7 protein-coding genes and 2 pseudogenes are annotated in these 13,557 nt (G+C 73.8%); 3 read left to right on the forward strand and 6 right to left on the reverse strand.

Annotation, left to right across the window (positions count from 1 at the left end; genetic code table 11):
• Nucleotides 1-400: 400 nt before the first annotated feature.
• Complete coding sequence (locus AB0N17_RS43780; RefSeq protein ID WP_366017286.1) at nt 401-949, reverse strand: MarR family transcriptional regulator; 549 nt, start codon at nt 947-949, stop codon at nt 401-403.
• A gap of 134 nt (nt 950-1,083) precedes the next feature.
• Between AB0N17_RS43780 and AB0N17_RS43785 the strand changes: the two are divergent.
• Nucleotides 1,084-2,329, forward strand: a pseudogene (locus AB0N17_RS43785) (MFS transporter).
• Between the two features lie 136 nt (nt 2,330-2,465).
• Here AB0N17_RS43785 and AB0N17_RS43790 read toward each other — a convergent pair.
• The 3 genes from AB0N17_RS43790 to AB0N17_RS43800 form a co-directional block, all read right to left on the reverse strand.
• Entirely contained in the window at nt 2,466-3,269 is an 804-nt protein-coding gene (locus tag AB0N17_RS43790) for a methyltransferase domain-containing protein (RefSeq protein WP_366017287.1), read from the reverse strand.
• A 65-nt stretch (nt 3,270-3,334) separates the two neighbouring features.
• Entirely contained in the window at nt 3,335-4,987 is a 1,653-nt protein-coding gene (locus tag AB0N17_RS43795; protein ID WP_366017288.1) for a SpoIIE family protein phosphatase, read from the reverse strand.
• A 132-nt stretch (nt 4,988-5,119) separates the two neighbouring features.
• Complete coding sequence (locus tag AB0N17_RS43800; protein ID WP_366017289.1) at nt 5,120-6,499, reverse strand: NAD(P)/FAD-dependent oxidoreductase; 1,380 nt, start codon at nt 6,497-6,499, stop codon at nt 5,120-5,122.
• 378 nt (nt 6,500-6,877) lie between these two features.
• On the opposite strand from AB0N17_RS43800, the gene AB0N17_RS43805 reads away from it, so the two are divergent.
• Together AB0N17_RS43805 and AB0N17_RS43810 are read left to right on the forward strand one after the other, a co-directional pair.
• Entirely contained in the window at nt 6,878-7,642 is a 765-nt protein-coding gene (locus tag AB0N17_RS43805; protein WP_366017290.1) for a helix-turn-helix domain-containing protein, read from the forward strand.
• Nucleotides 7,643-7,848: 206 nt separating this feature from the next.
• A complete protein-coding gene (locus AB0N17_RS43810; RefSeq protein ID WP_366017291.1) occupies nt 7,849-9,747 on the forward strand; it encodes a sigma-70 family RNA polymerase sigma factor in 1,899 nt (632 codons plus the stop codon).
• A 33-nt stretch (nt 9,748-9,780) separates the two neighbouring features.
• On the opposite strand, the gene AB0N17_RS43815 is transcribed toward AB0N17_RS43810, so the two are convergent.
• Nucleotides 9,781-13,110 (reverse strand): BTAD domain-containing putative transcriptional regulator, encoded by a 3,330-nt coding sequence (locus AB0N17_RS43815; RefSeq protein ID WP_366017292.1) that lies wholly within the window; start codon nt 13,108-13,110, stop codon nt 9,781-9,783.
• Between the two features lie 97 nt (nt 13,111-13,207).
• Nucleotides 13,208-13,465: pseudogene (locus AB0N17_RS43820) on the reverse strand (asparagine synthase); the annotation flags it as partial.
• Nucleotides 13,466-13,557 lie beyond the last annotated feature (92 nt).

Here is a 13,557-nt window from a genome sequence, read left to right on the forward strand (position 1 = left end):
AGATCTTTTCTCGATCCGATTTCCTCGGTGCTTTCCAGGTTTCCGCTCTCGCGTTTCCCTTTCCGGCGGTTCCGACTCTATCAGATCCTTTCGGCTCTGACTCCCAGTCAGCGGGGTTTGTCTTCCCGGCCGTTGGGCCGTTCCGACGTCTCAAACCTTAGCGGATCCGCTCGGCGATTCCTAATCGGGCCGCCGGGCTCCATTCGAATTGAATTCGGGCACGCCGAAAACAACCCGTACGGGAGATCATGCTGATGGTGTGAGGGGTGCCGCTCGAAGCGGCTGAGGCGTTGTCGCAGAAGCGTTACGGCTCCGCGGCAACCCGAAGAACTTTACGGAACCGGCAGGGGAGTGTCAAGCGTCCCCTGTCAAGATCTTTTCGGGGTCCTGCGCTCGAGGTTCAGTCGAGATCGGTGAGACGCCCGCCGGCGTCCGGCTGGGCGTGCTCCACCCTGCGCAGCAGCCTGGTCAGGACCTCGCCGAGGACGGCGCGCTCCGTCGGTGTGAGGTCCTGGAGCAGGTCCTCCTCGAAGACCGTCGCAAGGCGCATTGCCTCCAGCCACTTCTCTCGACCCTCCGGGGTCAGCTCGACGATGACCCGTACGCGATTGGACTCATCCCTCTCACGGGTGACCAATCCTTCGGAGACCATGCGGTCGATCCGGTGGGTCATCGCGGCCGGCGTGAGACCGAGGCGCTTGGCGAGGTCGCTGGGGCCCAGGCGGTAGGGGGCGCCGGAGAGGACGAGTGCCTTGAGGACCTCCCACTCGGCGTTGCTGATGCCGAGGCCGGACGTCTGGCGTCCGTAGGCCACGTTCATGCGGCGGTTGAGCCGGGACAGCGCCGACACGATCTTCTCGACCTGGGGGTCGAGGTCCTGGAATTCGCGCTGGTAGGCGGCGATCTGCTCTTCGAGGGTCGGCTCCGCGACGCCGGGAGTGTCGGCCATGGCCGCAGTATGACACGGGACGCCTTTGCCTTGAAGTCCTTCGCTGTGTACTCTTTAGCTTCGAACTTTAGCTTCGAAGTCTTCAGGCTTAACTAGTGAGAGAGGTGAACGTGACCAGGGCGATGGGCGCAGCGATGCGCCGGATCCACGTGGGTAACGCACTCAGCGCGTTCGGGCTCGGCTTCACCGTCCCCTACCTGTACGTCTATGTGGCGCAGGTGCGGGGGCTGGGAGCCATGACGGCGGGTCTCGTGCTCGCCGTCTTCGCCGTTGCCGCGCTGATCGTGCTGCCGTTCGCCGGCAGGGCGATCGTGCGGCGCGGCCCGCTGCCGGTCCTGCTCGCCGCCCTGGTCACCGCCGCTCTGGGAGCGCTGAGCCTGGGTCTGGCCGGCAGCGCGGCAGCCGTACTGGCGTCCGCCGCCGCGCTCGGTGCCGGGCAGGCCGTGATGCAGCCGGCGCTGGCGACGATGATCGTGGACTGCTCGACGGCGGACACGCGCTCGCGTGCGTTCGCGATGCAGTTCTTTCTGCAGAACCTGGGCCTCGGTGTCGGTGGTCTCATCGGCGGCCATCTCGTCGACACCACGCGCGTGTCCTCGTTCACGCTGCTGTTCGCGATCGAGGCGGCGATGTTCCTGCTGCTGGTCGGCGTGATGGCGACCGTGCGGATGCCGCACTCGCCGCGGATCGAGGACGCGCCCGCCGGGGCGGCGAAGGGCAGCTGGCGGCAGTTGCTCGGGAACCGGGCGATGGTGCAGCTGTGCGTGCTGGGCTTCGTGCTGTTCTTCGCCTGCTACGGCCAGTTCGAGTCGGGGCTGAGCGCGTACGGCGTGGAGGCGGCCGGGATATCGACGTCCGCGCTGGGGACGGCCCTGGCGGCGAACACGCTGATGATCGTGGTCGCCCAGTTCGCCGTGCTGAAGTTCGTGGAGCGTCGTCGGCGCTCGCGGGTGATCGCCGCGGTCGGCCTGATCTGGGCCGTGGCGTGGGTCGCGGCCGGGTACGCGGGAGATGGCCACGGCCGCGTTCGTGTCGACGTACGCGCTGTTCGGGCTGGGTGAGGCGATGCTGTCGCCGACGGTCGCCCCGCTGGTCGCCGATCTGGCGCCGGAGGGCATGGCCGGGCAGTACAACTCGGTCTTCGCACTGGTCAAGCAGCTGGCGCTGGCGGTCGGTCCGGCGGTGGGCGGGCCCCTGGGTGCCTCGCTGCACGCGCCGTACGTCGTGACCTTCCTGCTGTTCTCGCTGGGGATCACGTTCCTGGCGCTGCGGCTGGGGCGGCGGCTCACCGCCGTACAGGACCGCCCGTGGTCGGCGCGCGAGACCCGGGTGGTGGCGCGCGGTGGGGCGCCCGCGGAACCGGTGGCCGCCGAGGCGTGAGCCGGTGGTCGGGGACGGCCGTCACCTTCGGGTGGCGGCCGTCGTCGTATGCCGGGGGGGCGGGCGTCGTCGTATGCCGGGGGCGGGCGTCGTCCTGTGCCAGGGCCGGGCGTCGTCGTATGCCGGTGGACGGGCGTCAGCGGGTCGCCGTGACCAGGATCGCGGTGAAGGGGAGGGTGGCCGTGGAGTCGGCGGTGGTGTGGGCGGCGAGTTCGTCGCGGACCAGCCGTGCCGCCCGGGTCAGGGCCTCCGCGCCGCCGGCTTCCTTGATCATGCTGCCCCAGAGGGCGGACAGGTGGTCCTGGGCGTAGGTGTCCAGCGGGGGCAGGGTGATGCCGAAGGTGACCTCGCGGTGGGCGATGCCGCGGTAGCCGGCCGCGCGCAGTGCGGTGGTGAGCCCCTCGGCGGTGCTGGTGAACGCCTTCGCGAAGTGGCGGACGGCGTCGGGGCCGCCGTACTCCGCGAGGGCTCGTCGCTCGGCGAGGAAGTAGGGCTGGCGCTCGACGGGAGCCCACACGGTGGCGGCGAAGCGGCCCTCCGGGCGGGTGACCCGGGCCGTCTCGGTCAGGGCGACGGTGAGGTCCGGGAAGAACTGGGCGCCCTGCTGGCAGACGACGGCGTCGAAGACGGCGGCCTCGTAGGGGAGGCGGTCGGCGGGGGCCGCGGTGAATTCGATGTCCGGGTAGAGGCGCGGGTGGCGGTCCCGGGCGACGCGGATCATGCCCTCGTCGATGTCGGCGCCGAAGACCCGCCCGGTGGGGCCGACGAGCGGGGCGGCGGCGTGGGCGACGAAGCCCGTGCCGCAGGCGAGGTCGAGGACGCTGTCCCCGGGGCCGAGGTCGACGGCGTCCAGCAGCTCGGCCACGAAGGGGCCCATGATCGGGGCGCTGTGGGCGTCGTATCCCTCGGGGGTTTCGCTGCTGTGGTGTGTGTCTGCCATGGGTGAGCTTCTAGCACCGGGGGCGGCGTGCACAGGTGTGCCGCGCGGGCGTCCGGGGCCGGGGGTCATGGCTTCGCCTTGGGGAGGACGAACTCGCACCACACCGCCTTGCCGCCGCCCGGGGTGCGCCGGCAGCCCCAGCCGGAGGCGATCGTCGCCACGATGGCGATGCCCCGGCCCGATTCGTCGCCCGGTTCGGCGCGGCGCCGCCGCGGCAGGTGGTCGTCGCCGTCCGTGACCTCGACGATGAGGCGCCGGTCGGTGCGGCGCAGGCGCAGGCGCATGGGCGGGGTGCCGTGCTGGAGGCTGTTGGCGACGAGTTCGCTGGTGGCGAGGACGCCCAGGTCGTGCAGCTCGGGTGGGAAGCGCCAGCTGGTGAGGACGCCGGAGGCGAAGGCACGCGCGCGGGGGGCCGCTTCGACGCCGCCGAGGAGTTCCAGCGCGGCGTTGCGGAAGAGGTCGCCGTCGGGGCCCGTTCGGGCGGGGTGCTGGAGGACGAGGACGGCGACGTCGTCGTCGTGGTCGGCGGTGACGCCGGCCGAGCGGACCAGGCGGTCGCAGACGACCTGGGGGCTGCCGGTGGCGCCGGCGAGGGCGGCTTCGAGGGCCGCGATGCCCTCGTCCAGGTCCTCGTCACGGCGTTCGACCAGGCCGTCCGTGTAGAGGACGGCGGTGGCGCCGGGACCGAGGGCGATGGAGCCGGAGGCGTGGATCCAGCCGCCGGTGCCGAGGGGCGGGCCGGTGGGTTCGTCGGCGCGGGAGACCGTGCCGTTCTCGTCCCGGACCAGGATCGGCAGGTGGCCGGCGGAGGCGTACACCAGCCGGCCCTCGTTGGGGTCGTGGACGGCGTAGACGCAGGTGGCGATCTGGTTGGCGTCGATCTCGGTGGCGAGACCGTCGAGGAGCTGGAGCACCTCGTGCGGGGGCAGGTCGAGGCGGGCGTAGGCACGGACCGCGGTGCGGAGCTGGCCCATGACGGCGGCGGCGCGCACGCCCCGGCCCATGACGTCGCCGATGACGAGGGCGGTGCGGCCGCCGCCGAGGGTGATCACGTCGTACCAGTCGCCGCCGACCGCCGCCTCGGTGCCGCCGGGCTGGTACGTGGCGGCGATCCGCAGGTCGTCGGGCTCTTCCAGTTCCTGCGGGAGCAGGGAGCGCTGGAGGGTGACGGCGGTCTCGCGCTGGCGGCGCTCGCTGGCGCGCAGCCGCTCGGCGGCCTCGGCGTGGTCGGTGACGTCGGTGGCGAAGACGAGCACGCCGCCGTCGCGGTCGCCGTCCTCGGCGACGGGGGTGCAGGTGAAGGTGTACGAGCGGCCGTCGACGGCCTTGCGTGACTTCAGGGTGCGGGGCTTGCCGCTGCGCAGCACCTGGTCGAGGAGCGGGAGCAGGCCCAGTTCGGCGAGTTCGGGCAGTGTCTCGCGGGCGGGTGTGCCGGTGGGGCGGGTGCCGAAGGCCGCGGCGTAGGCGTCGTTGAGGTAGGCGATGCGGTGGTCGCGGCCGTGGACCAGGGCGACGAGGGCCGGGACGCGGTCGAGGACGTCGCGCGCGGGCAGTTCGTCGACGGCGGGCACCGGGTGTGTGCCGTCGCCCGGCCGTTCGGCGCGGGCCGCGGGCACGGAGCCTTCCCCCCGCCGGTCCGGGGAGACCGGGGTCTCGGTCCGCGCGGCGGCGCGGCGCTGCGTTCCGGGGAGCCGGGCGCTCCAGCGCGTGAAGTTCACTTGGGAAGAAGCCTCGTGGGTGCTGTGGGCGGGCGGGTGGCCCGTCCGAGGACGTGGGGCAGTCTGGCAGGGAAGCGGGCCGCGGCGACATCCGTCAGACGCCTGGGCGGTCCGTGGAGTTCCTCGGTCGGGTCAGGACGACCCCTTCGGGTCGTCCGAGGGGCTGTGAGGAGGCTTTCCACCGGCCGCGAGTTCGAACTCCGCTCGCGGATGTTCGAGTGAACCGAGCGAGACGATCTCCCGTTTGAAGAGCCCGGCCAGGGTCCATTCCGCCAGCACGCGGGCCTTTCGGTTGAAGGTGGGCACCCTGCTGAGGTGGTAGACGCGGTGCATGAACCAGGCAGGGTAGCCCTTCAGCTTGCGCCCGTAGACCTGGGCGACGCCCTTGTGCAGGCCGAGGGAGGCGACCGAGCCGACGTACCTGTGCGCGTACGTCTGGAGGGGTTCGCCGCGCAGGGAGTGGGCGATGTTGTCGCCGAGGACCTTGGCCTGGCGGACGGCGTGCTGGGCGTTGGGGGCGGTCTCGGTGCCCGGCTCCGGCGCGGTGACGTCGGGTACGGCGGCTGCGTCCCCGACGCCCCAGGCGTGTTCCGTGCCGTCGACGGTCAGCTCGGCGGTGCACTTCAGCCGGCCGCGGCCGGTGAGCGGCAGGTCGGTGGCGGCGAGCAGCGGGTGTGGTTTGACGCCGGCCGTCCACACGACCGTACGGGTCGGGAAGCGCTGGCCGTCGCTGAGGACGGCGACGCGGTCGGTGCAGGAGTCGAGGCGGGTGTCCAGCAGCACCTGGATGTTGCGGCGGCGCAGTTCGGTGACGGTGTAGCGGCCCATCTCCGCGCCGACCTCGGGCAGGATCCGGTCGGTGGCCTCCACGAGGATCCACTTCATGTCCTCGGGGCGGACGTTGTGGTAGTAGCGCGCGGTGTAGCGGGCCATGTCCTCCAGTTCGGCGAGCGCCTCGACGCCCGCGTAGCCGCCGCCGACGAAGACGAAGGTGAGGGCGGCGTCGCGGATCGCGGGGTCGCGGGTGGAGGAGGCGATGTCCATCTGCTCGATGACGTGGTTGCGCAGCCCGATGGCCTCTTCGACGGTCTTGAAGCCGATGGCGTACTCGGCGAGGCCGGGGACGGGCAGGGCGCGGGAGACCGAGCCGGGGGCGAGCACGAGTTCGTCGTAGCCGAGGAGTTCGGCCGCCCCGCTCTCCTCGGCGGTGGCGAGGGTCTTGACGGCGGCGGTGCGCATCGCGTGGTCGACGGAGGTCACCTCGCCGACGACGACGTGGCATCGGTCCAGCACCCGGCGCAGCGGTACGACGACGTGGCGCGGGGAGATGGAGCCGGCCGCCGCTTCGGGAAGGAACGGCTGGTACGTCATGTAGGGATCGGGAGTGACAACGGTGATGTCGACCTCGCCCCTCCTGAGCTCGCCCTTCAGTGTCCGCTGCAGGCGCAGGGCCGTGTACATCCCGACGTAGCCGCCGCCGACAACCAGAATGCGCGCACGTTCCTTCACCATCCCATGACGCACCCGGCGCTGTTGTTTGTCCACAGCCCCGGCAATTTGTGTGACCGTCGGCCGGGTGTGGGCGCGGCCGGCCGCGGTGTCGTGGCAGGACGAAAGGGGCCAGGTCAGTGGGGGCGGGCGAGAGGGGGCGAAGGTGTCGAATCGGGACGTACATGACCCGTACTCCGATCGAGGGGCGCACTGTGCGGAACCTGCCCCTTCTGAATTGACTTCCTCTCAACTATGTTCGTGTGTCGACGGGGTGTAGGGAATGTGGTCGAACGGGTCCGCGACGGGCGGTTCCGGTCGAGACCGACGCCGCTTCCGCGCACTCCGGATTCAGTGGTGGGGAGAGTCTCCGGGGGGAGACGTCATAACCGGGGGAAACACATGCATGTTCAGGGCACGCATTGGTCATCCGCAGCCGCCGTCGCGACGGGCGGCGGGGCGATGAGCGCGGCGACGGGCAACGGGCGCGCGGACGCGTCGCGGACGACGCCGCTGCGCGTGGACGCACAGCGCAATCTGGAGCACGTGCTGCGCGCGGCGCGTGAGGTGTTCGGCGAGCTGGGATACGGCGCGCCGATGGAGGACGTGGCGCGGCGGGCGCGGGTGGGGGTCGGCACGGTCTACCGGCGCTTCCCGAGCAAGGACGTGCTGGTCCGGCGGATAGCCGAGGAGGAGACGGCGCGGCTGACCGAGCAGGCGCGGACCGCGCTCGGGCAGGAGGACGAGCCGTGGTCGGCGCTGTCGCGGTTCCTGCGGACGTCCGTGGCGTCGGGGGCGGGGCGGCTGCTGCCGCCGCAGGTGCTGGCCGGTGCCGCGCAGGGTGCCGCCGCTTCGGCCGGGTCCGTCGGCGAGGCCAGGGTGCCTCAGCAGCGGGCGCAGCCGGACAGCGGTGAGCTGCGGCTGGTGTCGGGGGAGTCCGCCGGTGGCGGTGACGACAGCGGTGTCGGGGTGCTGCTCGAAGTGGTCGGGCAGCTCGTGGAGCGGGCTCGGGCGGCCGGTGAACTGCGGCCGGACGTGTCCGTGGGGGATGTGCTGCTGGTGATCGCCACGGCGGCGCCGTCCCTGCCGGATGCCGCGCAGCAGGCGGCGGCGTCCGCCCGGTTGCTGGACATCCTGCTGGAGGGGCTGCGGTCCCGGCCGGCTTAGTCGCGCCCGGGCGGCGGGGCCGCACGACAAGGTCGGCCCCGCGCCCCAGGGGGAGCGTCCACTCGTCCGGGTGGTGGCAGCCCGCCCGTGCTGACCGGAACCCTCGGATGAGTGGATGCCTGAACTTGCGGGCCTCGGCCGAACGGTGCTGTGGCACGCTGACCCGGTGACGGGTTGGGCTGGTCCGGTGCCGGGGGCTTTCCGCGATGGGCGTTGACGGGTGGGACGAGTCACGCGGTGACGACGCGGGCGCGGAGGCCGGCGGGCTCACCTCACCGCAGGTGCCGAACCAGGGCGGCCGTCCGGCCTCCTCCGGCGCGCCGGTCCGGCGGAACGTGCCGGCCCAGCGCGACGGCAGCGTGCTGCCGCCGCCCCGGCAGCTGCCGCCCGCCGACGGCGAGCTGATCGAGCGGATGCGCGGCGGTGACGACTCCGCCTACGAGGAGCTGTACCGGCGGCACGCGGACGCGGTGCGGCGTTACGCGCGGACCTGTTGCCGGGACCGGCACACCGCGGAGGATCTCACCGCCGAGGTCTTCGCCCGGATGCTGCAGGCCGTACGGCGCGGCGCGGGGCCCGAACACGCCGTGCGTGCCTATCTGCTGACCTCTGTACGGCGCGTCGCCGCCCACTGGACCCGGTCCGCGCGGCGCGAGCAGCTCGTCGACGACTTCGCCGTCTTCGCCCAGCAGGCCGGCCGGCCCTCGGCGGTGTCCGCGGGCGACACCTCGGACCTGGGCGCCGACGTGCGCGCCCTGCACGAGGCCGAGCAGTCCATGGCGATGCGGGCGTTCCGCTCGCTGCCCGAGCGCTGGCAGGCCGTGCTGTGGCACACCGAGGTGGAGGACGAGTCCCCGAGTGACGTGGCCGTGCTGTTCGGGCTGGACGCCAACGGCACCCGGGTGCTGGCCAGCCGGGCGCGCGAGGGGCTGAGGCAGGCCTATCTCCAGGCCCACGTCAGCGCCACCCTCGCCCACGACGAGGAGTGCGCCCGCTACGCCGACCAGCTCGGCACCTACGCCCGCCGGAAGCTGCGCATCCGCGCCGAGCGGGGTCTGCGCAAGCACCTGGAGCAGTGCGCCAGGTGCCGGCTGGCGGCGGCGCAGATCGAAGAGGTCGCGAACGGTATCCCCGGTGTCGTCCCGGTCGCGGTCATCGGCTGGTTCGGGGCCGCCGGGTACGCCAAGGCGCTCGGGATCGTGGCCGGCGGTGCCGGGGCGGGGGCCGCCGGTGCCGCCGCGGCCTCCGGATCCTCCGGGGGCGCGTCCGGCGCGGGCGGGGCGGTGGCCTCGGAGGGGCTCGCGGCACCGGTGAAGGCGGGGATCGCGGCCGGTGTGGTCGCGGTGGCCGCCGCCGCCGTGGCCCTGGCCCTGGTGGACCACGGCCATCCGACGAAGGCGGTCGCCAAGCCGTCACCGCCCCCGCCGGCGGTGCAGCCCGAACCGCCGGCACCGGCCCCGTCGAAGAAGAAGCCCGCTCCGCGACCGGCCGTGCTCGCCCCCGAACCGGCCCGCACACCGACCCCGGCACCGGCACCGCCCTCTGCACCCACCCCCACGCCGAAGCCCCCGCCCGGGCCCACGCCGGCTCTGCCGCCCGAACCGAGGCCGACGCCCACCCCCACGCCGGCCCCGACACCCACCCCGACACCCACTGCGCCGCCGGCGACCACCGTGTACGAGCTGAGCGACCTGCGCTACGACGTCCTCGGCGACGGCACCCGGCCCGAGATCGCGCTCGGTGAGAGCAGCTGGGTCTGGCAGCGCTACGGCATGTCGGCCGGCGGCAAGCGGTACGCGCGCGGGGCGACTGTGCACGGCGAGTCGTCCGTCACCATCGCCCTCAACCGGCAGTGCACCGCGTACGACGCGCTGGCCGGCGTGGACGACCTGGCCCTCGGCCTCGGCGAGGTCTCCTTCGCCGTCTACGCCGACGGGGACCGACTGTGGGAGTCCGGCACGGTCACCGGGCGCGCCCCGGCCGTGCCCGTCCATGTCCGACTGGCCGGGCGCAGGACCGTACGGCTCGTCGTACGACCGCACCACCACGCCCTCGACCAGGCCGCGTTGGCGGACTGGGCCGAGGCCCGGTTCACCTGCCGCTAGGCCCCTCCTTCGGATCTTGCCGGGGTCGCGCGGCTACGGCCCTTCCGCGTCCGCCGTCAGGGCGCCCAGATCCCGCAGGACGCCCGTCACGTCGAGGCTCGCTCCCCGGGCGCGCTCGGCCGCGTGACGGCCGGCCGGCAGAGCCGCGCGGGCACCGGCCTCCACCCGGGCGGCCTCGCCGCGCTCCGGCTCGGGCCGCGGCCGGCCGTCACGCCAGGCGTCCGCGGCGGCGAACAGCCGCACCGCGCCCGGCAGATCACCGAGCCGGGCCCGCAGACCGGCCGCGATGTCCACCAGCCCCGCCGTGATCGACTCGGCGCACCGCTGCGCCACCGCCGTACGCAGTGCCTCGGCCACGATCGGCAGGCCGTGCAGGGGCCCCGACTCGGCGGCCGCGAGGAGCGCCTCGACCGTCCGCAGGGCCGACTCGAACTGCGGTGGCGGGGCGCCGTCGCGGACCATCGCGGAGGTCGTCTCGTACAGCTCGCGGGCCTCACCGGTCCGGCCCTCGTGCAGCGCGATGTGGGCGCGCAGCAGCAGCACGAAGGCGCGCGACTCCGGGACCGCGTACCGGTCGGCGGCCGTCCCCGCCCGGTCCAGGGCGGCCAGCGCGCCCGGGACGTCTCCGGAGCGGTAGTCGATCTCGGCGAGCCGCGCCATCAGGAACGGCGACTCGGCGTACGCGCCGACCTCGTAGGCGAGCCGCAGCGCCTCCTCGTACTCGGCCCGTGCCTCGTCGAACCGGCCGCGTGCCATGGCCGCCTCGCCGGCCGCACTGCACACCTGCGCCCGCATCCAGCGGTCCCCGACGCGCCGGCTGAGCACGCGCAGCTCGGCCAGGTCCTCGTCCACGCCCCGCAGATTGCCCGGGGAGTCGACGACGACATGGGTGCGGTACATCAGGGAGACGCCGATCTCCCAGTCACCGCCGTAGCGCCGGCAGTTGTCGACGGTCGCGGTGAGGTCGGTGCCCATGGCCGTCGAGCCGCCCAGGTAGTAGGTGGTGAGCGGCCAGACGATGCCCGGGAACCGGGCGGCCTGCGGACCGCCGCGCTCGTAGGCGGCACGGATACGCGCGACGTACTCCGGAGCCCGCTCGTCGGGTCCGAGGTGGTCCGTGTTCGTCTCGGACGTCAGGAACAGGTGGAGCAGCCGCAGGTCCATCCGCAGCTCCCCCAGCGGGTGCGCGGCCTCGCCGTCGGCGGCGGCGAGGAAGGCACCGAGCGGGTCGGCGGACTCCACGAGCGCCGTCAGGGCGCCGTCCGGGGTGTCGCCGCAGGGGGCATGCGCGTGGCTCTCCGTCCGGTCCCGGGCCGCGAGAGCGTCCAGGGCCACGCCCAGGCGCAGGACCAGCCGCACCCAGGCCACCGCCTCCTGACGGTGGTTGCGCAGCCACAGGAACCAGGCCATGGCCAGGACGATCGCGCCCGCCTCGGCCTCCGCGCGGGCGCGCACCGCGCGGTCCAGGGCCGCGCGGACGTTGTCCAGATCGGTCTCCAGGCGGGTGATCCAGGTCAGCTGGGCCGCCGAGCGCAGCTGCGGATCGGCCTCCTCGGCCAGCGCGCGCACCCACGCGCGGTGCCGGCGCTCGGCCGCGGCCCGCAGGCCGGGGACCTCGGCCGCGCGCTCGGTGGCGTACTCGTGGATGGTCTCCAGCATGCGGTAGCGCATGCCGCCCGCGCCGTCGGGGCCGCCGGGCGCGGCCACGACGAGGGACTTGTCCACGAGGGCGCCGATCAGGTCGGCCGCGGGACCGGTGCACACGGCCTCGGCCGCCGCGAGGTCCCAGCCGCCGGCGAAGACGGACACCTCGCGCAGGACCGTGCGCTCCCGCTCGTCCAGCAGGTCCCAGGACCAGTCGACGACCGCGCGCAGGGTCTGCTGGCGGGGCAGCACCGTGCGGCTTCCGGAGGTGAGCAGGCGGAAGCGGTCGTCGAGACGGTCGGCGATCTGACGCGGGGTCAGCAACCTGAGCCGGGCCGCGGCCAGCTCGATGGCGAGCGGCAGCCCGTCCAGCCGGCGGCTGATCTCCGCGACGGCCTCGGTGTCGGCGAGCAGCGCGTCGGCGTCGGGACGGACGGCCTTCGCGCGCTCGGCGAAGAGGCGGTGTGCCTGCTCGGGGACGAGGGGCTCGACCGGGCGCACCGACTCACCGGGGACGCCCAGGGGTTCACGGCTGGTCGCGAGGATCGTGAGCCCGGGGCAGTGGGTGAGGAGGGTCTCGGCGAGGCCGGCTGCCGCGCCGATGACATGTTCGCAGTTGTCAAGGATCAGGAGTTGGCTGCGCGGGGCGCAGTACTCGATCAGCAGGGCCGTGGGGTCGGCCTGCGGGGTCGCCAGCTCGTTGGTCAGCAGGACGGTCTCGCGCAGACCGAGCGCGCTGACCACCGCGCCGGGCACCGCCTCCGGATGGTCGAGCGGGGCCAGCTCGACCAGCCAGGCCTGGGGCAGCCCCGCGGCGGCCTCCTCGGCGAGGCGGGTCTTCCCGGAGCCGCCCGGTCCGGTGAGGGTGACCAGGCGGGCCCTGTGCAGATCGGAACGAATGGCCCCGAGTTCTGGTTCCCGGCCGACGAAGGACGTCAGACGGGGGCGCAGATTGCCGCTGCGCTCGGGGGGTTGAGCGGGGGCGGGGGCGGCCGGCAGGTGCGCCCCGGGCGGCTCGGGTGTGTCCTGCCGCAGCAACGACGTGTGCAGGTCCTTCAGTTCCCGGCCCGGGTCGGTGCCGAGGGTGTCGGCGAGGGTGCGGCGGAAGGACGCGTAGCCGGCGAGGGCGTCGGCGGGGCGGCCGGTGTCGCGCAGGGCGCGGATGAGGAGGGCGTGCAGGGGTTCGTCGTAGGGGTGGGTGGCGGTCAGTTCCTGCAGCTCCGGTACGGCGTCCGCGGCGCGGCCGAGGTCGAGGGCGGCGGCGGCCCGGGCGCGGGCCGCCTCCAGGCGCAGGGCCTCGGGGCGGGTGGCGGCGGTGCGGTCGGGGAGGTCGGCGAGGGCCGGGCCGTACCAGAGGGCGAGGGCGTCGGTGAGGATGCGGTGGGCGGTGGCCGGGTCGCCGTGCGCGAGGGCTTCGGTGCCGGTGCGGGTGAGGCGTTCGAAGACGTGGAGGTCGACGTCGTCCCCGGTGGCTTCGAGGCGGTAGCCGCCGGGGGCGGAGGCGACGGCGTGGCGGCCGAGGGTGCGGCGGAGGCGGCCGACGAGGGCCTGGAGGGCCGCGGGGGCGTCCTGGGGCGGGTCGTCCGCCCAGATGTCGTCGACGAGGGTCTCGGGGCTGGTGGTGCGGCCGGGGCGGAGGGCGAGCGCGGCGAGAAGGGTGCGCAGGCGGGGGCCGCCGATGGGTACGGGGGTGCCCTGGTCGTCCGCTGCTCGGGTCACGCCCAGGATTCTGTACCGCACCCGGCCATTGTCGCGGGGGGCGGGGAGTGGGGCGACGGGGTTTCACCGCACGGTGCCCGCGGAGCCGGCGGGACTCTCACGCTCCGGAGGCCAGAGCGTCCCTCCTCGGCTGGATGCCGGACGGCACCGCCCGGGCGCGGGCCGGGGTGCCGGTCCAGCAGGTGCCTCGGCGGGAGAGGAGGCGGCGGAGCCAGAGTTCCAGGGAGATCAGGTCGGCCAGGCCGTCCAGGGGCAGGGGCGAGCCGGCGGCGGCCGCGCGGAGGGCCTTGCGGATGACACGGGCCTCGACCAAGCCGGCGTCGGCCAGCAGGGGGGTGGAGAAGAGGTCCAGCATGCCGATCTACCTGCCTGAGCCAGCACCGACACGACCCGCCGACGGCAAGGGCTTCAACCGTCTCAGCCTGAACGCCCACATCTCGGCGGGCG

The organism is Streptomyces sp. NPDC051133 (assembly GCF_040682635.1).
Taxonomy (GTDB): domain Bacteria; phylum Actinomycetota; class Actinomycetes; order Streptomycetales; family Streptomycetaceae; genus Streptomyces.

Coding starts and splice junctions, on each gene's coding strand:
- AB0N17_RS43780 (WP_366017286.1), bottom strand. CDS start 949: ATGGCCGACACTCCCGGCGTCGCGGAGCCGACCCTCGAAGAGCAGATC.
- AB0N17_RS43790 (WP_366017287.1), bottom strand. CDS start 3,269: ATGGCAGACACACACCACAGCAGCGAAACCCCCGAGGGATACGACGCC.
- AB0N17_RS43810 (WP_366017291.1), top strand. CDS start 7,849: ATGGGCGTTGACGGGTGGGACGAGTCACGCGGTGACGACGCGGGCGCG.
- AB0N17_RS43805 (WP_366017290.1), top strand. CDS start 6,878: ATGCATGTTCAGGGCACGCATTGGTCATCCGCAGCCGCCGTCGCGACG.
- AB0N17_RS43800 (WP_366017289.1), bottom strand. CDS start 6,499: ATGGTGAAGGAACGTGCGCGCATTCTGGTTGTCGGCGGCGGCTACGTC.